Source organism: Streptomyces sp. WAC 04229 (assembly GCF_003947455.1).
Classification (GTDB): domain Bacteria; phylum Actinomycetota; class Actinomycetes; order Streptomycetales; family Streptomycetaceae; genus Streptomyces.
The window spans coordinates 1-18,644 of the sequence record NZ_QHJH01000042.1 but is presented as its reverse complement, the minus strand read 5'-3'; the positions used below and the strand labels follow the sequence as shown (position 1 = coordinate 18,644).

Sequence of the window (18,644 nt, the reverse complement as noted above, 5' to 3'; positions counted from 1 at the left end):
CTCGTTCGCCATGATTATTGGCAGCAGGCGCGCCGGTCCGCAGTGACCGCCACGTACGACCAGGTACGGGCGGACACCGTCGTCCTCGACCCGCGCGCAGACCTCTCGCACCCGCGAGGGGTTTTTCGTTTTCCTGGCCCACCCCAAGCCGGGAAGAGAGCGCGAGGGATCATAGACGGACGGTGGAACCGGTCATTCCGGTAGACCGAGATCCCATACAGGAGCCTTCAGATCATGACCGCAACCAGCGAACTCGACGATTCGTTCCACGTCTTCGACACCACTCTGCGCGACGGCGCGCAGCGCGAGGGCATCAACCTCACGGTCGCGGACAAGCTGGCCATCGCACGGCACCTGGACGACTTCGGTGTGGGCTTCATCGAGGGCGGCTGGCCCGGCGCCAACCCGCGCGACACCGAGTTCTTCGCCCGTGCCCAGCAGGAGATCGACTTCCGGCACGCCCAGTTGGTCGCCTTCGGTGCCACCCGCCGTCCGGGCGCGACCGCCGCCGAGGACCACCAGGTCAGGGCGCTGCTGGAGTCCGGCGCCCAGGTGATCACCCTGGTCGCCAAGTCCCACGACCGGCACGTGGAGCTGGCCCTGCGCACCACGCTGGACGAGAACCTGGCGATGGTGGCCGACACGGTCTCCCACCTGAAGGCCCAGGGCCGCCGGGTCTTCGTCGACTGCGAGCACTTCTTCGACGGCTACCGCGCCAACCCCGAGTACGCGAAGGCGGTCGTCCGCACCGCCGCCGAGGCCGGCGCCGACGTCGTCGTCCTCTGCGACACCAACGGCGGCATGCTCCCGGCGCAGATCCAGGCCGTGGTCGCCACGGTGCTGGCCGACACCGGCGCCCGGCTCGGCATCCACGCCCAGGACGACACCGGCTGCGCCGTCGCCAACACCCTGGCCGCCGTCGACGCGGGCGCGACCCACGTCCAGTGCACGGCCAACGGCTACGGCGAGCGCGTCGGCAACGCCAACCTGTTCCCGGTCGTGGCCGCGCTGGAGCTGAAGTACGGCAAGCAGGTGCTGCCCGAGGGCCGGCTGCGCGAGACGACCCGGATCTCGCACGCCATCGCCGAGGTCGTGAACCTCACCCCCTCCACCCATCAGCCCTACGTCGGGGTCTCCGCCTTCGCGCACAAGGCCGGCCTGCACGCCTCCGCGATCAAGGTCGATCCCGACCTCTACCAGCACATCGACCCCGAGCTGGTCGGCAACACCATGCGGATGCTGGTCTCCGACATGGCCGGCCGCGCCTCCATCGAGCTGAAGGGCAAGGAGCTCGGCGTCGACCTCGGCGGCGACCGCGAACTGGTCGGCCGGGTCGTCGAGCGGGTCAAGGAGCGCGAGCTGGCCGGCTACACCTACGAGGCCGCCGACGCCAGCTTCGAGCTGCTGCTGCGCGCCGAGGCCGAGGGCAGGCCGCTCAAGTACTTCGAGGTCGAGTCCTGGCGGGCGATCACCGAGGACCGCCCCGACGGCAGCCACGCCAACGAGGCCACCGTCAAGCTCTGGGCCAAGGGCGAGCGCATCGTCGCCACCGCCGAGGGCAACGGCCCGGTCAACGCCCTGGACCGGTCCCTGCGCGTGGCGCTGGAGAAGCTCTACCCGGAGCTGGCCAAGCTGGACCTGGTCGACTACAAGGTCCGCATCCTGGAGGGCGTGCACGGCACCCAGTCCACGACCAGGGTCCTCATCTCCACCAGCGACGGCACGGGGGAGTGGGCCACGGTGGGCGTCGCGGAGAACGTCATCGCCGCCTCCTGGCAGGCCCTGGAGGACGCGTACACGTACGGGCTGCTGCGGGCGGGAGTGACGCCCGCGGCGTGACCCGGTCGCCCGCGGCGAATCTCCAACCCCGCACTTATGTCTGATTGAGGTGTGTTCGGGTATTTTCGAAGGTATGAAGGACGTCCGCGCTCAAGTCCTCATACGCCTCCTGATCGCGCCGGTCATCGCCGCGCTGGCGGTGCTGATGGCCAGTGCGCCCGGCGCGCAGGCCGCCACCGACGTCTCCGACATCGGGGCGGCCCTGCGCGAGAGTCCCGTGTACGTCGACCCGGCCGCCTCCGACCTGCTCTCCGACGCGGACGCCGACGCGCTCGCCGACAAGATCGAGGACGCGGGCGAACCGGTCTTCGTGGCGGTCCTCCCGGCCGGTTACCCGACGGACAACCTCTTCCAGAACCTGCGCACCGAGACCGGCATCACCGGCCTGTACGGCATCCGCCTCGGCGACGAGTTCGACGCCCGCGCCGACAGCAGCGTGCTGAGCCGCCAGGGCGTGAACAACCTGGTCACCGCGGCGCAGGGCGCGGGTGACACCAAGGCCCAGCTCAACGACTTCGTCGACGACGCGCTGCGCAGCGTACGCGGCTCGGCCCCCTCCTCCTGGGACTCCGGCGGTGCCACCGTGCCGACCGGCGCCCTGATCACCGCGGGCGCGGTCGTCGCGGCCGGCGGCGCGGGCGCCTACGCGATCGCCCGGCGCAACCGGCTGCGCCGCGAGGAGGAGCAGCGACAGTCGCTGGAGCGGCTGCGGGTGGTGGTCGACGAGGACATCACGGCGTTCGGCGAGGAGCTGGACCGCCTGGACTTCCACCCCGGGGAGCCGGGCGCCGACGACGCGATGCGCGCGGACTACGAACACGGCCTCGACGCGTACGAGCAGGCCAAGACGTTCATGGGCAACGCCCGCAGACCGGAGGACGTGCGGGCGGTCACCCAGTCGCTGGAGGACGGCCGCTTCTCGCTCGCGCGGCTGGCCGCCCGCCGTGAGGGACGGCCGCTGCCCGACCGCCGCCCGCCCTGCTTCTTCGACCCGCGTCACGGCCCGTCCGTCGCCGACGCCACCTGGACCCCGCCGGGCGGCGCCACCCGCGAGGTGCCGGTCTGCGCGGCCGACCAGGCCCGGTTGTCCGACGGTCGGGACCCGATGGTCCGCGAGGTGGACACCGACCAGGGCCGCCGCCCCTACTGGGACGCGGGTCCGGCGTACGGCCCCTGGGCGGGCGGCTACTTCGGCGCCGGCATCCTGCCCGGCCTGCTGGTCGGCACCCTGCTCGGCAGCATGATGGCCGGACCCGCCTACGGCGCCGGTTACGGCGAGGGCTACGGCGACTTCGGCGGCGACGTCTCCGGCGGCGACTTCGACTCCGGTGACTTCGGGGGCGGGTTCGGCGACTTCGGCGGAGGCGGCGGATTCGGCGGCGGGGACTTCGGCGGCGGCTTCTGAGCGGGGGACCGCGGTCATCGGGAGGGCGCCCGCACGGTTGCGGGGTCCGCGTCCCGGTGTGTCCCGTCGGTCTCCTCGACCCGTTCCACCACGGCCGTCCGTGAGGGCTTCGCCCCGCGACGCACGACGGCCACCGCCGCGAGGCCGATCGCGAGACCCACGGCCGTCTGCGGCCCGAAGTGCTCGCCGAACATCAGGGCGCCCCACACGGCGGTGACCGGTGCCATGAGGAACATCAGGGTGTTCACCTCGGTGACACCGGAGCGGCGCATGATCAGCCAGTACAGCCCGTAGCCGCCGAACGTCGGCAGCACCACGAGCCAGGCCGTCGCCAGCCAGAAGGACGAGTCGGCGGGCGGCGCGGCGGCCCCGGCGCCGAAGGCCAGGCCCGAGAAGAGGACGGCGCTGGTCACGCAGTGGACCGTCAGCGCGGCACGGGGTGCGACCGCGGCCCGCGAACGGCCCTCCAGGAAGGTGGCCGCCACCAGCGACAGCATGCCGAGGAAGGGGACGAAGTACGCCCACCACGGCACGCCCGCACCGGCCGCGGCGGCATCGGCCGTCGTGACCGTGGCGACGCCGGCCAGACCCAGCCAGAGGCCGAGCCACTGCCGGCGTGAGACGTACTGCCGCAGCAGGGGACCGGCGAGCGCGCCGGCGACCAGCGGCTGCACGCCGTCGATCAGGGCGGTGGTGCCGCTGGAGACGCCGAGCTGGATGGCGTAGTAGACGCTGAGCAGGTAGCCGCTCTGCGACAGGGCGCCGATCGCGACCTGCCGGCCGGCCTCCCGGCGCGTCAGCCCGCGCCACGCCCGGCGTGAGACGGCCGCGACGGCGATCAGGACCAGGGCGAGCGGCACGAAGCGCCACATCAGGAGCGTCGTCGGGTCCGCGGTCCCGGCGCCGAGCTTGGCGCCGATGAAACCGGAACTCCAGCACAGGACGAACGCGGCCGAGAGCAGGGCGTTCACGAGGAACCCCACCTTCCCATCCCGTTGGGTAGACAGATCGGTTTACCCGTCTTGGGTGCCCACTATACAGATCTGTATACTTCTCGTCATGGAGCCTGTTCAGAAGCCGCACCGCGTCCGCATGACACCCGGTGCGCGGCGTGTCCTGGAGGCGGCCGAGCGGTTGTTCTACGAGCGCGGCATCCACGCCGTGGGCGTGGACCTCGTCGCCGCCGAGGCGGGGGTCACCAAGAAGACGCTCTACGACCGGTTCGGGTCGAAGGAGCAGATCGTCGTGGAGTACCTGGCCGGTCGCGACGAGCGCTGGCGGGCACTCCTCGCCGGCCGCCTCGAAGCGGTCGCGGGACGGGGGCCGGACGCTCGGGTCCTGGCGGTCTTCGAGGCGTCGCGCGCGTGGGCGGGGGAGTACGGCGCCAAGGGGTGCAGCATGATCAACGCGCACGCCGAGATCAGCGATCCGTCCCATCCGGCGTATCCGGTCATCACCGGGCAGAAGCGGTGGATGCTCGACCTCTTCACCGGCCTGGCCCGGGAGATCGACGCGGCCGGGGCGGACCGCCTGGCGGGCACGCTGATGCTGCTGCACGAGGGCGCCCTGGTCGCACACGGCGTGGGGGTCTTCCCGGACCCGTTCGGCCACGCCCTCGACCGGGTGCGGGAGCTGCTGGGAAATACGGAGGCGGCCTGAGGCCCCGCGTCGCTACGGTGGGGCGATGCCGACCCGCAGCGCACTCCTCGTGATCGACATGCAGAACGCCACGGTCGCCATGGCGCACCGGGGCGCCGAGACCGTCGCCGCGATCGCGGGGCTGAGTGAACGCGCCCGCGCCGCCGGGGTGCCGGTGGTGACGGTCCGGCAGCGGGACGAGGGCATGGTCTTCGGCACCGAGGGCTGGCAGGTCGTGCCCGAGCTGGCACCGCGGGAGGGGGAGCCGGTCGTCGACAAGACCACGCCGGACAGCTTCCTGGACACCGGCCTCGACGCGCTCCTGGGAGAACTCGGCGTCACCGAGGTGATCGTGACCGGGTTCGCGACCGAGGTCTGCGTGGACACCACGGCACGACAGGCCCTGAGCCGGGGGTACGACCTGGTCGTCGTCGCCGACGGGCACACCACGTCGGTCCGGGGCCCCGAGGACGGTGATCTGATGCCGGCGGACCGTTCCGTCGCCCAGTACAACGCGATCTACCGGACGATCGGCTGGCCCGGCCGGCGTGTCCGCCTCCGGGCCGCCGCGGACGTGGACCTCAGCCCTGCTTGATCGCCGAGATGTCGAAGTTCAGCTTGATCTTGTCGGAGACCAGGACGCCACCCGTCTCCAGGGCCGCGTTCCAGGTGAGCCCCCACTCCGAGCGCTTGATCTCGGCCTTGCCCTCGAACCCGACGCGCTCGTTGCCGAAGGGGTCCTTGGCCGCGCCGTTGAACTCCAGGTCGATGGCGAGCGGCTTGGTGGTGCCGAGGATCGTGAGGTCGCCGGTGATGCGGTAGTCGTCGCCGCCGAGGGACTCCGCGCCGGTGGAGCGGAAGGTCATCGTCGGGAACTCGTCCGTCTTGAAGAAGTCCGAGCTCTTCAGGTGGCCGTCGCGGTCCGGGGACCCCGTGTCGATGCTGTCCATCGTGACGTCCAGGGACGCCGTGGAACGGCTCGGGTCGCCGCCGTCCAGGTGTAGCGTGCCGCTGAAGTCGAGAAACTTGCCCTTGACGTTGGTGACCATCGCGTGGCGCGCGGTGAAGCCGATCGTGGTGTGGGCGGGGTCGATCGTGTACTCGCCGGTCAGGGTGGCGAGGTCGGGGGTGCTGGTCATGATGTCCTCCTGGGGGTCCGACGCTCGATGTTGAATGTTCAACCAATTCAACGGTGACGACTGTAGACCTATTCCATTGAACATTCAACGGATGTGCGCGGCGTGGCGCGCCGGATTCACCCGGACTGCCGCGAGGGACGTAGCGCCGCCGGCGGCTGGGAAGGGTCATGAGCATGACCTCCATGTGGCCGCACGCCCCCCGGCCCGGCGCCGGACCGACCCGACGCTCCCTCCTCCTGACGGCCGCCGCGGCCGCCGCGCTGCCCTCCGCTCTCGGCGCAACGCCCGCCGCGGCCGCCGCCGACCCCTACGACACCCTCCGCCGGCGCTGGCTCGACATCGCCCTCGGCACCGGCTACGACCCGGCCGCCGAGCCGTACGCGTCCCGCCTCGCGGAGACCGGCGAACGCGCCCGCGACCACCGCGCCACCATGGCGCCGACCCCCACCTCCCTGTGGCCCGGTCACCCCTTCGACCCGCCCGCCGGCATCACGTTCGCCTACGGCCGCCTGTGGACGATGACCGAGGCGTACGCGCAGCAGGGCACCGGCTCCACCGGCGACCCCGCGCTCCTCGCCGACATCCTGCGCGGCCTCGACCACCTGTCGGCCACCGTCTACCACCCCGGCACCACCCGCTACGGCAACTGGTGGGAGTGGCAGATCGGCAGCCCGCGCCTCCTGACGGACATCACGGCCGCCCTGTACGACCACTTGGGCGCCGACCGGGTCGCCGCCGCCTGCGCCGCCGTGGACCACTTCATCCCCGACGCGATGCTCCGCGACTACTCCGGCACCTCCACCGGCGCCAACCGCGTCGACCTCTGCCGCTCCGTCGCCCTGCGCGGCATCCTGGGCCGTGCTCCCGACAAGATCGCCCTGGCCCGCGACGCCCTCTCGCCGGTCTTTCCCTACGTCACCGAGGGAGACGGCCTCTACGCCGACGGCTCGTTCGTGCAGCACACCTGGGTCGCCTACTCGGGTACGTACGGCCAGGTCATGCTGGACGGCCTCGGCCGGCTGTTCACCCTGCTCGCCGGCTCGCAGTGGGAGGTGACCGACCCCGGCAAGCAGATCGTCCTCGACAGCGTCGAGCACGCCTACGCCCCCCTCATCCACGACGGACTGGTGATGGACGCCGTCAACGGCCGTGCCATCAGCCGGGGGTACCTGACCGGCGACGACCTCCACGTGATGCGCAGCGACCACTTCCACGGCCAGCAGATCATCGCCGCCATGGCCGTCCTGGCGGGCGGCGCGAGCGGGGCCGAGCGCGACCGCTGGCACGCGCGGATCAAGGGCTGGATCGAACGGGACACCGTCACGCCCGTCCTCACGGCACCCCAGTTCCCGGTCGCCGACCTGGCCCGGCTGCACGCGATCGCCGCCGCCCCCGTCGAGGCCGCGCCCGAGCCCATCGGGCACCGCCTCTTCGCCGCCATGGACCGCGCCGTCCACCGCCGCCCCGCCTTCACCGCCGGGCTCGCGATGGCGAGCGACCGCATCTCGTACTACGAGTGCGGCAACGGCGAGAACCCGCGCGGCTGGCACACCGGCGCGGGCATGCTCAGCTGGTGGGCGAACGGGGCGGAATCCGGCCGGTCCGATCGGTCCGATCGGTCCGATCGGTCCGATCGGTCCGATCGGTCCGATCAATACACAGACTGGTTCTGGCCCACCGTCGACTGGTACCGGCTGCCCGGCACCACCGTCTCCACCAAGCGCCTGGCCGACCGGGAGGGTGGCGAGTGGGGTGCCCCCAAGCCCGGCGTACTCGCCGTCGGCGGCACCACCGACGGCGAGTACGCGGCCGTGGGCCAGCACCTCAAGGGCCTCGGCTCGACTCTGGAGGCCCGCAAGAGCTGGTTCTTCCTCGACGACGAGGTCGTCTGCCTCGGTGCCGGCATCACCTGTACGGACGGGGTCCCGGTCGAGACCGTCGTCGACAACCGGAACCTCGGCGAGGGCGGCACCCAATCTCTCGTGCGGGGCCGGGACTGGGCTCATCTCGAGGGCCACGGCGGCTGGATCGTGCCCGGGGGCGGCCTGCGGACCCTGCGCGAGGACCGCACCGGCGCGTGGTCCGACATCAACACCACCAGCACCACCGAGCGCCGCACCCGCCGCTGGCAGACCCTCTGGCTGGACCACGGCACCGACCCCTTTGACGCCGACTACGTCTACGTCCTCATGCCCGGCGCCTCCAGGGGCGCGGTCGCCCGCCGCGCCGCCGACCGCCGCCGGGTGCGGGTCCTCGCCAACGACGACCGGCTGCAGGCGGTCGCCGTCCCCTCGCTCGGCCTCACCGCGGCGAACTTCTGGCGGGCCGGCACGGTGGGCCCGCTCACCGCGACGGCCGGGGCGAGTGTGCTGGTCCGCCGCGGGGGCCGAACCGCTACCCTCTGCGTGAGCGAACCGCCGCGCTCCGGGGAGCCCCTGGAGATCGTCTGGGATCACCCGGTGCGGGCCGCGGTGCGGTCCGACGAGACGGTCGAGATCCTGGCCACCGGCCGCCGTCTGCGCCTCCGGGTCACTCCAGGGGTGGTATGCACCACCCATGAATGTGAGGTGGCTCTCAGCTGACGGCTTTGTGTGACCCCTACAAGGGAGAGGCCCTCTGAGCAGTCGAAACGGCTGCATGGTGCAGGGGTTCTGTTCGGTGCTACCAGGAAAACACGTCGGAGACTGTACGGAGTCGACGGCTCGCATTCGCCGCTCGGCTTCGTAGAGTCGCTACATGACCGTTTTGGATGAGGCGCCGGGTGAGCCGACGGACGCGCGTGGGCGAGTGGCCGAACTGCACGAGATCCGTGCGCAGGCGCTGGCCGGACCGAGCGAGAAGGCTACGGCGGCGCAGCACGCCAAGGGCAAGCTGACGGCCCGTGAGCGCATCGAGCTGCTCCTGGACCCCGGCTCCTTCCGCGAGGTCGAGCAGCTGCGGCGGCACCGGGCGACCGGGTTCGGCCTGGAGGCCAAGAAGCCGTACACCGACGGTGTGGTCACCGGCTGGGGCACGGTGGAGGGCCGTACGGTCTTCGTCTACGCCCACGACTTCCGCATCTTCGGCGGCGCGCTGGGCGAGGCCCACGCCACGAAGATCCACAAGATCATGGACATGGCCATCGCGGCCGGTGCCCCGCTGGTCTCCCTCAACGACGGCGCCGGCGCCCGCATCCAGGAGGGCGTGTCCGCGCTCGCCGGGTACGGCGGCATCTTCCAGCGCAACACCCGGGCCTCCGGCGTCATCCCGCAGATCAGCGTGATGCTCGGCCCGTGCGCGGGCGGCGCGGCCTACAGCCCCGCCCTCACCGACTTCGTGTTCATGGTCCGCGACACCTCGCAGATGTTCATCACCGGCCCGGACGTCGTCAAGGCCGTCACCGGCGAGGAGATCACCCAGAACGGCCTGGGCGGCGCCGACGTGCACGCCGAGACCAGCGGCGTGGCCCACTTCGCCTACGACGACGAGGAGACGTGCCTGGGCGAGGTCCGCTACCTCCTCTCCCTCCTCCCGCAGAACAACCGGGAGAACCCGCCGCGCCACGACTCCTCGGATCCGGTGGACCGCCGCTCGGACGTCCTGCTCGACCTGGTCCCGGCGGACGGCAACCGTCCGTACGACATGACCAAGGTCATCGAGGAGATCGTCGACGACGGCGAGTACCTGGAGGTCCACGAGCGCTGGGCCCGCAACATCATCTGCGCCCTGGCCCGCCTCGACGGCCAGGTCGTCGGCATCGTCGCCAACCAGCCGCAGGCCCTGGCCGGCGTCCTGGACATCGAGGCCTCCGAGAAGGCGGCCCGCTTCGTCCAGATGTGCGACGCCTTCAACATCCCGATCGTCACCCTTCTGGACGTACCCGGCTTCCTGCCCGGCGTCGACCAGGAGCACGGCGGCATCATCCGCCACGGCGCCAAGCTGCTCTACGCGTACTGCAACGCGACCGTGCCCCGGATCTCGCTCATCCTGCGCAAGGCGTACGGAGGTGCTTACATCGTCATGGACTCGCAGTCCATCGGCGCCGACCTCACCTACGCCTGGCCGACCAACGAGATCGCCGTCATGGGCGCGGAAGGTGCCGCGGGCGTCATCTTCCGCCGTCAGATCGCCGGTGCCGAGGACCCCGAGGCCATGCGGGCCCGCATGGTCAAGGAGTACAAGGCCGAGCTGATGCACCCTTACTACGCGGCCGAGCGCGGTCTGGTCGACGACGTCATCGACCCCGCCGAGACCCGCGAGGTGCTCGTCCGGTCCCTGGCGATGCTCCACACCAAGCACGCCGACCTGCCCTCCCGCAAGCACGGCAACCCGCCGCAGTGACCCGAGGAGCCAACGCCATGTCCACTCCCGACATCCGCGTCGAGAAGGGCCACGCCGAGCCCGAGGAGGTCGCCGCCATCACGGCCCTCCTCCTCGCCCGCGCCGCCGCCCGCCCCGCCGAGATCCCCCCGACCCACGGCGGCGGCCGCGTCCGCGCGGGCTGGCGCCGCCTGGAGCGCGAGCCGGGTTTCCGCGCCCCGCACAGCTGGCGCTGACCTGACACACGTAGAGGCCCCCTCCGCCCAGGAGGGGGCCTCTACGCATGACGCGGGCCAGGGGCAACCCACCAAGGGGCGCGGGGAACTGCGCGACCAGCCACAACGCACCCGCACCCGACAACGAAACAGCCCCCGGCAGCACGGTGGCCGCAGGGGGCGTGTCGCAACCCGGCGCAGGCGGCACGGGTGGGCGCAGGCTGAGCGGAGTGCTAACGCAGGCGCGCCATCAACGCGTGCTCCACGAGCGTGATGAGCGCGGACTTCGCGTCCGCACGGTGCCGCGCGTCCGTCGTGATGATCGGGGTGTCCGGGCCGATCTGCAGCGCCTCCCGGACCTCGTCCGGGTTGTACGGCTGCTGCCCGTCGAATCCGTTCAGCGCGATGACGAACGGCAGCCCCGAGTTCTCGAAGTAGTCGACGGCGGGGAAGCAGTCGGCGAGCCGCCTCGTGTCGACCAGCACGATCGCACCGATGGCGCCGCGCACCAGGTCGTCCCACATGAACCAGAACCGGTCCTGGCCGGGCGTACCGAAGAGGTACAGGATCAGGTCCTGGTCGAGCGTGATACGGCCGAAGTCCATGGCGACCGTCGTGGTCGTCTTGTCCCCCGTGTGGGTGAGGTCGTCGATGCCCGCCGAAGCGGATGTCATGACGGCCTCGGTGCGCAGCGGGTTGATCTCCGAGACGGCGCCGACGAACGTGGTCTTGCCCACGCCGAAGCCGCCCGCCACCACGATCTTCGCGGAAGTGGTGGAGCGGGAAGGACCGCCGCTAGAGCTTGCGAAGTCCACTGAGCACCCTTTCGAGCAGTGTCACGTCTGGCTGGCCGCCGGCGTTCTCGTCGCCGCCGGGCTGATGGATGGCGACCAGTCCCGCCTCCGCCAAGTCGGCGACGAGGATCCTGGCCACGCCGAGAGGGATCGTCAGGAGGGCCGAGATCTCGGCCACCGACTTGATCTCCCGGCAGAGGTTGCAGATCCGCTGATGCTCGGGCAGCTGGCCCTGCATCTGGTGCGGCTGCGCGGTCGTGTGCACCAGCGCCTCGATGGCGAGCTGGTAGCGCGGCCTGGTGCGGCCGCCCGTCATGGCGTACGGGCGCACCAGGGGGTTGTTCGACGCCCCCGCGGGCGCCGGCTCAGGGGTGCGGCGCTGCGGCTGCACGGGCTGGATGCGCGGAGCGTGCGGCTGGTCGTACGGCGAAGGGCCGGGGCCCTGCGGCGCGTACGGCTGCCGGTGACTCGGCACGGAGGGGTAGCCGTACCCGTTCGCCGAGCCGTCGCTTGGGCCCTGACCAGGGCCGTACGACCAGTTGCCCGAAGACGGACCGCCTGGGGGTGTTGCCACTTTTTCCTCCTCCGACTGTGCCTGGCATCCATCGCTGTGGAGCCGCGTCCCGAAACTTTACGGCCACGGGACGCCAAAACGCACCGTCTGTCCTTTAGTTGAGAAGGCTGCCTTGGAGCTCAGCCCGCAGATCGGGCGTCAGAACCGTGCCCGCACGGTCCACCAGAAGGGCCATCTCGTACCCAATGAGGCCGATGTCCGCCTCGGGGTGTGCAAGAACGGCGAGGGACGAGCCGTCGGAAATGGACATGATGAACAGGAATCCCCGCTCCATCTCCACAACCGTCTGGTTCACGCTGCCGCCCTCGAAGATGCGCGAGGCACCGGCGGTCAGCGAGGTCAGACCGGAGGCGACGGCCGCGAGCTGGTCGGCACGGTCGCGCGGGAACCCCTCGGACATCGCCAGAAGGAGTCCGTCGGCGGAGACCACCACCGTGTGGGACACCCCCGGGGTGTTGTCCACGAAGTTGGTGATCAACCAGTTGAGGTTCTGCGCCGCCTGGCTCATCGGGCTCACACTAACGCTCCTGGTTGTAGGTGCTGTCAGGACCACGGTGTTCATTCCTTGTGTCCTGGCCGTTCGTTTCACTGCCTGCGCTGCGGCCCCGTTCGACGCCGCGCCGCAGGTTGCTCAGCCTGCCCCGGACGTCCTCCGGGGCGCGGGAGACCTGGGGGCCTCCCTGTGGAGTGGTTTCGGCGGCGCCCTCGACCAGGTTGGCCTTGGGTACCCGCCGCGGCAGGCCCGACGAGGTCACCCCGCCCGCCTTGGGCTTGCGCAGCGAGGAAGCCTGCTGCCAGCGGTCGTCGTTGGCCGACCGCCAGTTGTCCCGGCCGTTCGCCCCCTCGGCGGCGGCAGCCGGCGTCTCGTGACTCACAGGCCCCGCATCGCCCGCGCCGCTCGCGGTGGATCCGCGGCGGGGGAGACCGGCGTTGGTCATCTCGTGCGCGGCGGAGGGGGCCGGGCCCGGACGGTCGAAGCCTACGCGGTCCGGCTGGTTCACGTCAGCGGCCTGCACGGATTGCGCCTCGGGAGCACCCGTGGAGTACTGCTCGGGATAGCCGCCCCGGTAGTCGTCCTGCTGCGGCCAGTCGTCCTGGGCGCGCCGCTGCTCGAAGGGCGCGTACGCGTCCGTGGCGCCGGCCTGCTGCTGCCCGCCGTGGCCCTGCCCGGCGTACGACGACGGGTCGCCGTAGCCGCCGCCCTGCGGGTAGCCCTCGTCCTGCTGCGGGCCGCCGTTCGGCGCGTAGTACCGCTCGTCGTACGACGCCTGCTGCGGTTCCTGGTACGCCTGCTGCTGGTCGGTGTAGGCCTGCTGCTGGTCGTAGGCGCCGCTCTGCTGATCCGCGTACGCCTCGCGGCCGGCGTCGTAGCCCGGCTGCTGGGACTGCTGGGGCTGCTGACCGGTGAACTGGTCCTGGAATCCGGGCGTCCCGCCGTTTCCGGCGCCGTCGGGGCCCGCCGGGCCCGGCAGCTCGGGGTGCGACTGGGCCTCCAGGGCCGCCCTGCGCTCCTCGCGCATCAGCGAGCGGCCGACGGGGTCCAGCTCCCGTATGTCGTCGGGGACCTCGGAGTACCGGCTGTCGTCGAAGCCCAGTTCGGCGGCGGTGCGCATGGGCTGACCGGCCTGGGAGAAGTTCTCGCCCCGGAAGTTCTGCTCCGGGATGATCTGGGAGACGGTGAACTCGGTGCGCTGCTGGTCGCCACCGCCACCGTGGGTGATGGCGTCCGGGAGCATGACCAGCGAGGTGGTGCCCGCCTGCTCGCCGGAGGGGCGCAGCTGGACCCGGATACCGTGCCGGTCGGACAGCCGCCCGACCACGAACAGGCCCATGCGCTGCGAGATGGCGGCGTCCACGGTCGGCGGGTTGGCCAGCTTGTGGTTGATGTCCGCGAAGTCCTCGGCGGTCAGGCCGATGCCCTTGTCGTGGATCTCCACCATCACGCGGCCGTCGGGCAGCCGGGTCGCGGTGACGCGGACCTTGGTCTGCGGGGAGGAGAACGTGGTCGCGTTCTCCAGCAGCTCGGCGAGCAGGTGCACGAGGTCGGTCACGGCGCGGCCGTGGATCTCGGCCTCCGGCACGCCGGACAGTTCGATGCGCTCGTACTGCTCCACCTCGGAGGAGGCGGCGCGCAACACGTCGACCAGCGGGACCGGCTGGTCCCAGCGGCGGCCGGGCTCCTCGCCGGCGAGGACCAGGAGGTTCTCGCCGTTGCGGCGCATACGGGTGGCGAGGTGGTCCAGCCGGAAGAGGTTCTCCAGCTGGTCGGGGTCGGCCTCGTTGTTCTCCAGGTCGGTGATCAGGCTCAGCTGGCCCTCGATCAGCGACTGGTTGCGGCGCGACAGGTTGGTGAAGATCGCGTTGATGTTGCCCCGCAGCAGGGCCTGCTCGGAGGCGAGCCGGACCGCCTCGCGGTGGACCTGGTCGAAGGCTCGGGCGACTTCGCCGATCTCGTCGGTCGAGGTGATCGGGATCGGCTGGACCCGGGTGTCGACCCGGCCGGGGTCGGTGCGGGAGAGCTGGTCGACCAGCATCGGCAGCCGCTGCTCGGCGATGCCGAAGGCGGCGTTGCGCAGCTGGCGCATGGAGCGGCTCATCTGGCGCGCCACCATGCCGGCCAGGATGAACGCGGCGAGCAGCGCGATCACGACCGCGGCACCCGTGATGTAGGCGTCGCGCTCGGCGTCGTCGGCGATCGTGGACGCCTCGGAGACCGCCTTGTCCGCCAGATCGGACTCGATCTTCTGGTACGCGTCGAACTTGAGGGTGTTGACCGCCCACCAGTTTTCCGGCGTGATGCCCTGCTGGGCCAGCTCCGCCCGCGCACCGGTGTCGGTCGAGTCCAGCTGGGCCAGCTCCGAGATCATCGTGGTCGGGTTGGACGGCGGCGGCACGTAGTCCGGATCCTTGGCCCTGGCCTCCTTGGCCATGGCCGCGCCGTCCGTCTTGAGCTGGGCCTCGGCGTCCTCGAGCTTCTGCGCGTCCGCCTCGGTACCGCCGCCGATGTACTCCTCGATCGCGATGCGCTCCAGGTAGGCGTACGAGGACAGGGCGACGCGCTGGCTGGCGAGGTGGCTGGGGTCCGGACCGGGCTTGACCAGCATGTGCATGCCGATGGAGCGCTCCAGGGAGAGCGCCGCCTTGGTCAGGGAGATCGCGTAGACGGTACGGCCGTAGGAGGTGATGTTGCCGGTGCCCAGACCGAGTTCGTTGGCGAACTCCATCAGGGGGTGGGCCACACCGGTGTAGCCCTCCTCGGTCTCCACGCCCTTGAGCTTGGTGGTGTACGCGGCCGCCCGCAGCGTCTGGAGCTTGGGCTCCTGCTCGCGGAAGACCTTCAGCCGGCGCTCCAGACCCGGCTTGGCGGGCATGCCGGCCGCGGCCTCGTCGAAGGTGTCGGCGGCGTCGTCGGTCGCCTGGCGGGCCTTGGCGACGGTCGCGTCCTTGTCGCCTTTGCCCTGCAGCAGCGGGGCCGCCGTGATGTCGCGCTCGTTGTAGAGGGCGTTGGCATACCCGAGGGAGGCCTGCACCAGACGCGCGGTGCTCTCCGCGTCCTCGGCGTCGCCCCAGGTGTCGATGGAGCTCTTCACCTGGAAGCCGCCCATGACCAGGCCGACCAGCACGGGTATGAGCAGGATCGCGTTCAGCCGGGTGGTCACCCGCCAGTTGCGCGGCGAGAAACGGCCACCGGCGGCGGGCTCGTCCTGGGGTTCCGCAGCAGACGCGGGGGCGGGCGCCGCTGTGCGCGGCGGCGGGGTGAAGTTGCCCCGGGCCGATGGCTCGGGACTGTTCTTGCTTCGCCTCACTCGACCAACAACCTCTCGGCGGTCGGCACCTACGTCGTGCCGCTGTGTCTCAGAGCCCAGTCCCTCGACGAGTACGTGCTACTGCTGAGTACGTCTCGTACGTGATTGACCCTTGGGCAGTTCTGGCATTCCAGCACGGCGACCAGCGCTCTTCCAAACAGTGGAACGCGGGGGTTACACGTGATGTAAGCCCCGCGTAAAACGGTCATAAAGAGCGAGGCCCGTCAAAAGACGGGGCGTTCGTGCGCGCAGCGAGAGCAGTTGACCGCGTCGCGTGTCGGTACCACCCGATTCCTCTGCCGAAACGTTATGAACAGCCGAGCCGACCGTGTCAAAGGACACAGCCGGCTCCGTCCCGTCTACGACAAGTGCCGTAGGACCCTGCCGACTTGGCTGCGATCACCCGCAGACCCGCGCAGCCCTACCGCAGGCGTGCCATCAGCGCGTGTTCCACCAGCGTGATCAGGGCCGACTTGGCGTCGGCGCGGTGCCGGGCGTCCGTCGTGATGATCGGGGTGTCCGGGCCGATCTGGAGCGCCTCGCGCACCTCGTCCGGGGAGTACGGCTGCTGCCCGTCGAAGCCGTTGAGCGCGACGACGAACGGCAGACCGCTGTTCTCGAAGTAGTCGACGGCCGGGAAGCAGTCGGCCAGCCGCCGGGTGTCGCAGAGCACGACCGCGCCGATGGCGCCGCGCACCAGGTCGTCCCACATGAACCAGAACCGGTCCTGGCCGGGCGTGCCGAACAGGTACAGGATCAGGTCCTGGTCGAGCGTGATGCGGCCGAAGTCCATCGCGACCGTGGTGGTCGTCTTGTCACCGGCGTGCGTGAGGTCGTCGATCCCGGCGCTGGCAGAGGTCATCACGGCCTCGGTGCGCAGCGGGTTGATCTCGGAGACGGCGCCCACGAACGTGGTCTTGCCGACGCCGAAGCCGCCGGCGACCACGATCTTCGCGGAGGTGGTCGCCCGGCCTCCGTCAGAGCTTTCGAAGTCCACTGAGCACCCTTTCGAGCAGTGTCACGTCAGGTGCACCGCCGTTGTTCTCGTCCCCGCCGGGCTGGTGGATGGCGACGAGCCCGGCCTCCGCGAGGTCCGCGACCAGGATCCTGGCCACGCCGAGCGGCATCGCCAGCAGGGCCGACACCTCGGCCACCGATTTCACCTCGCGGCACAGGTGGCAGATCCGCTGGTGCTCCGGGAGCAGCCCCATGAGCGCTGCCGGGTCGGCCGTCGTGCTGATCAGCGCCTCGATGGCGAGCTGGTAGCGCGGCCTGGTCCGGCCACCGGTCATCGCGTAAGGACGTACCAGCGGCTGGTCGCCCTCGTCCTCGTACGGCTCCGCGTACGGATCATGAGAGGCGGTGGGCGGGGTCATGAATCCTCCGGGCGGGACAGCAAGTCGGTCAGTCAAGCCGTCTGATGTGGCCGGTGGGGGGATTGTGGCGGCCGGACGGTGATTTGGTAACACGGGTGGTGCCGGGGCGGATCAGTGGAGCAGACTTCCTTGTAGTTCAGCGCGCAAGTCGGGTGTGAGGACCGCGCCCGCGCGGTCGACCAGGAGCGCCATCTCGTAGCCGACGAGGCCGATGTCGCACTCCGGGTGGGCGAGGACGGCCAGCGACGAGCCGTCGGAGACGGACATGAGGAAGAGGAACCCACGTTCCATCTCCACGACCGTCTGGGCCACGTCGCCGCCCTCGAAGATCCGGGACGCCCCGGCCGTCAGCGAGGTCAGCCCCGACGCGACGGCCGCGAGCTGGTCGGCGCGGTCGCGCGGGAATCCTTCCGACATCGCCAGAAGGAGTCCGTCGGCGGACACGACGACGGTGTGGGACACCCCTGGGGTGTTGTCCACGAAATTCGTGATCAACCAGTTGAGGTTCTGTGCCGCCTGGCTCATCGGGCTCAACTAACGCTCCTGCTGGTGAGTGGGCCGCGGGTAGCTGCCGGTCTGGTTGGTACCGGCCTGACGGCCCTGTGCGATTCCCCGACGGAGATTGGTCAGCCGGCCGCGCACGTCGTCCGGCGCGCGCGAGATCTGCGGACCGTTCTGGTGCGACTGCTGCTGAGCCGTCCCCGGGACGAGGTTGGCCCGGGGGACCCGGCGCGGGAGGCCGGAGGTGGTGACCCCGCCCGCCGCAGGCTGCCGCACGCGTTCCGCCTGCCGGACGAGGTCGTCGTTGGGCGAACTGCGCCAGGCAGAGGGGGCGGGCCGCTGCGGGGCCGCCGGGGTCTGGGGCTGGGCGGCCTGCGGCTCCGGCGCGGCGGGCTGGGCCTGCTGCTGCGCCCTCGCCTCGCGGTCGCCGTGGAACCAGTTGGTCTCCAGCGTGTCGTACAGCGGCGTGCGCCCGTCACCGGGGCCGGTGGCCGGGGGCAGGGCCCAGCCGTCCTGGGGCCGCTGCTGCGCGGGCGTCCCGTTGGTGCTGCCGCCCGCGGGCTCCTGGTGGACGGGGCGCTGCGGGGCCGGGGCCGGCGGGCGCGGTGCGCCGAAGTCGTTGCCGCCCTGCGCGCCGTTGACCTGCGGACGCTCGAACGGGCCGGGGGCGGCCGGGTTCGCGCGGCTCGGCAGGCCGTGCTGCCCGGTGGAGCCGTTGTCGTACCCCTGGGGGCCCTGGGCGCCGGCGAACCGGTCGGCCTGGACGGGTCCGTTCGGGCCGGTCTGACGGGGCTGCCCGCCGAAGACGTCCGAGCGGACGAAGGCGCCGTTGCCCTGCTGCGGGCCGGTCTGCTCGGGCCGTGCGAACTGGTCGTTGCGCGGGGTGTCCGCGGAGCCGCCCTGACCGTACTGGTTCTGCGGATACGCGCCCTGGTCGTACTGGTTCTGGTTCTGGTTCTGGTTCTGGTTCTGGTTCTGGTCCGGCCGGGTGAACTGGCCCGTGTTCTGCGGGGCGTCCCGGCGAGGGGCCGGGGCGTCGAAGTCGGGGCGGGCGAACT

General features: G+C 71.2%; 16 protein-coding genes and 1 pseudogene. 7 read left to right on the top strand and 10 right to left on the bottom strand.

The window, feature by feature from the left end:
* Positions 1-234: 234 nt before the first annotated feature.
* Complete coding sequence (gene cimA, locus DMH12_RS14535) at positions 235-1,839, top strand: citramalate synthase (protein WP_125491985.1); 1,605 nt, start codon at positions 235-237, stop codon at positions 1,837-1,839.
* A gap of 73 nt (positions 1,840-1,912) precedes the next feature.
* Positions 1,913-3,244: a hypothetical protein gene (locus DMH12_RS14530; protein WP_125491984.1), complete on the top strand. Its 1,332-nt coding sequence runs from the start codon at positions 1,913-1,915 to the stop codon at positions 3,242-3,244.
* A gap of 14 nt (positions 3,245-3,258) precedes the next feature.
* On the opposite strand, the gene DMH12_RS14525 is transcribed toward DMH12_RS14530, so the two are convergent.
* The gene (locus tag DMH12_RS14525; protein ID WP_125491983.1) at positions 3,259-4,215 is read right to left on the bottom strand and encodes a DMT family transporter; all 957 of its coding nucleotides are present in this window, start codon (positions 4,213-4,215) and stop codon (positions 3,259-3,261) included.
* Between the two features lie 88 nt (positions 4,216-4,303).
* Between DMH12_RS14525 and DMH12_RS14520 the strand changes: the two genes are divergently transcribed.
* The gene (locus DMH12_RS14520; protein WP_125491982.1) at positions 4,304-4,903 is read left to right on the top strand and encodes a TetR/AcrR family transcriptional regulator; all 600 of its coding nucleotides are present in this window, start codon (positions 4,304-4,306) and stop codon (positions 4,901-4,903) included.
* Positions 4,904-4,928: 25 nt separating this feature from the next.
* Positions 4,929-5,477: a cysteine hydrolase family protein gene (locus tag DMH12_RS14515; protein ID WP_125491981.1), complete on the top strand. Its 549-nt coding sequence runs from the start codon at positions 4,929-4,931 to the stop codon at positions 5,475-5,477.
* Here DMH12_RS14515 and DMH12_RS14510 read toward each other — a convergent pair.
* The gene (locus DMH12_RS14510) at positions 5,464-6,021 is read right to left on the bottom strand and encodes a YceI family protein (protein ID WP_125491980.1); all 558 of its coding nucleotides are present in this window, start codon (positions 6,019-6,021) and stop codon (positions 5,464-5,466) included. The two genes, DMH12_RS14515 and DMH12_RS14510, sit on opposite strands and share 14 nt — an antisense overlap.
* Before the next feature lie 173 nt (positions 6,022-6,194).
* On the opposite strand from DMH12_RS14510, the gene DMH12_RS14505 reads away from it, so the two are divergent.
* From DMH12_RS14505 to DMH12_RS14495, 3 genes are all read left to right on the top strand, one after another.
* Positions 6,195-8,603, top strand: a complete 2,409-nt coding sequence (locus DMH12_RS14505; RefSeq protein ID WP_185832318.1) for a polysaccharide lyase 8 family protein — start codon at positions 6,195-6,197, stop codon at positions 8,601-8,603.
* 154 nt (positions 8,604-8,757) lie between these two features.
* Complete coding sequence (locus DMH12_RS14500) at positions 8,758-10,341, top strand: acyl-CoA carboxylase subunit beta (protein ID WP_125491979.1); 1,584 nt, start codon at positions 8,758-8,760, stop codon at positions 10,339-10,341.
* A gap of 17 nt (positions 10,342-10,358) precedes the next feature.
* Positions 10,359-10,556 (top strand): acyl-CoA carboxylase epsilon subunit, encoded by a 198-nt coding sequence (locus DMH12_RS14495; RefSeq protein WP_064729996.1) that lies wholly within the window; start codon positions 10,359-10,361, stop codon positions 10,554-10,556.
* A 212-nt stretch (positions 10,557-10,768) separates the two neighbouring features.
* On the opposite strand, the gene DMH12_RS14490 is transcribed toward DMH12_RS14495, so the two are convergent.
* The 8 genes and pseudogenes from DMH12_RS14490 to DMH12_RS14455 form a co-directional block, all read right to left on the bottom strand.
* Positions 10,769-11,350, bottom strand: coding sequence for an ATP/GTP-binding protein (locus tag DMH12_RS14490; RefSeq protein ID WP_009314218.1), 582 nt, complete (start codon positions 11,348-11,350; stop codon positions 10,769-10,771).
* Positions 11,331-11,903, bottom strand: coding sequence for a DUF742 domain-containing protein (locus tag DMH12_RS14485; RefSeq protein WP_125491978.1), 573 nt, complete (start codon positions 11,901-11,903; stop codon positions 11,331-11,333). The genes DMH12_RS14490 and DMH12_RS14485 overlap by 20 nt, the downstream gene beginning before the upstream one ends.
* Before the next feature lie 94 nt (positions 11,904-11,997).
* Complete coding sequence (locus DMH12_RS14480; protein ID WP_004983065.1) at positions 11,998-12,411, bottom strand: roadblock/LC7 domain-containing protein; 414 nt, start codon at positions 12,409-12,411, stop codon at positions 11,998-12,000.
* 10 nt (positions 12,412-12,421) lie between these two features.
* Positions 12,422-15,709, bottom strand: coding sequence for a nitrate- and nitrite sensing domain-containing protein (locus DMH12_RS14475; RefSeq protein WP_185832316.1), 3,288 nt, complete (start codon positions 15,707-15,709; stop codon positions 12,422-12,424).
* A 421-nt stretch (positions 15,710-16,130) separates the two neighbouring features.
* Positions 16,131-16,706 (bottom strand): ATP/GTP-binding protein, encoded by a 576-nt coding sequence (locus DMH12_RS14470; RefSeq protein WP_003973455.1) that lies wholly within the window; start codon positions 16,704-16,706, stop codon positions 16,131-16,133.
* Entirely contained in the window at positions 16,687-17,085 is a 399-nt protein-coding gene (locus tag DMH12_RS14465; protein ID WP_003973454.1) for a DUF742 domain-containing protein, read from the bottom strand. Before DMH12_RS14465 ends, DMH12_RS14470 begins: the two co-directional genes overlap by 20 nt.
* Before the next feature lie 111 nt (positions 17,086-17,196).
* Positions 17,197-17,610 carry a roadblock/LC7 domain-containing protein gene (locus tag DMH12_RS14460; protein WP_005479910.1) on the bottom strand — a complete coding sequence of 138 codons (414 nt, stop codon included), beginning with the start codon at positions 17,608-17,610 and terminating at the stop codon, positions 17,197-17,199.
* A gap of 9 nt (positions 17,611-17,619) precedes the next feature.
* A pseudogene (locus DMH12_RS14455) lies at positions 17,620-18,644 on the bottom strand (hypothetical protein); the annotation flags it as partial.

Coding starts and splice junctions, on each gene's coding strand:
- DMH12_RS14515 (WP_125491981.1), top strand. CDS start 4,929: ATGCCGACCCGCAGCGCACTCCTCGTGATCGACATGCAGAACGCCACG.
- cimA (WP_125491985.1), top strand. CDS start 235: ATGACCGCAACCAGCGAACTCGACGATTCGTTCCACGTCTTCGACACC.
- DMH12_RS14460 (WP_005479910.1), bottom strand. CDS start 17,610: ATGAGCCAGGCGGCACAGAACCTCAACTGGTTGATCACGAATTTCGTG.
- DMH12_RS14480 (WP_004983065.1), bottom strand. CDS start 12,411: ATGAGCCAGGCGGCGCAGAACCTCAACTGGTTGATCACCAACTTCGTG.
- DMH12_RS14505 (WP_185832318.1), top strand. CDS start 6,195: ATGACCTCCATGTGGCCGCACGCCCCCCGGCCCGGCGCCGGACCGACC.
- DMH12_RS14510 (WP_125491980.1), bottom strand. CDS start 6,021: ATGACCAGCACCCCCGACCTCGCCACCCTGACCGGCGAGTACACGATC.
- DMH12_RS14520 (WP_125491982.1), top strand. CDS start 4,304: ATGGAGCCTGTTCAGAAGCCGCACCGCGTCCGCATGACACCCGGTGCG.
- DMH12_RS14465 (WP_003973454.1), bottom strand. CDS start 17,085: ATGACCCCGCCCACCGCCTCTCATGATCCGTACGCGGAGCCGTACGAG.
- DMH12_RS14500 (WP_125491979.1), top strand. CDS start 8,758: ATGACCGTTTTGGATGAGGCGCCGGGTGAGCCGACGGACGCGCGTGGG.
- DMH12_RS14495 (WP_064729996.1), top strand. CDS start 10,359: ATGTCCACTCCCGACATCCGCGTCGAGAAGGGCCACGCCGAGCCCGAG.
- DMH12_RS14530 (WP_125491984.1), top strand. CDS start 1,913: ATGAAGGACGTCCGCGCTCAAGTCCTCATACGCCTCCTGATCGCGCCG.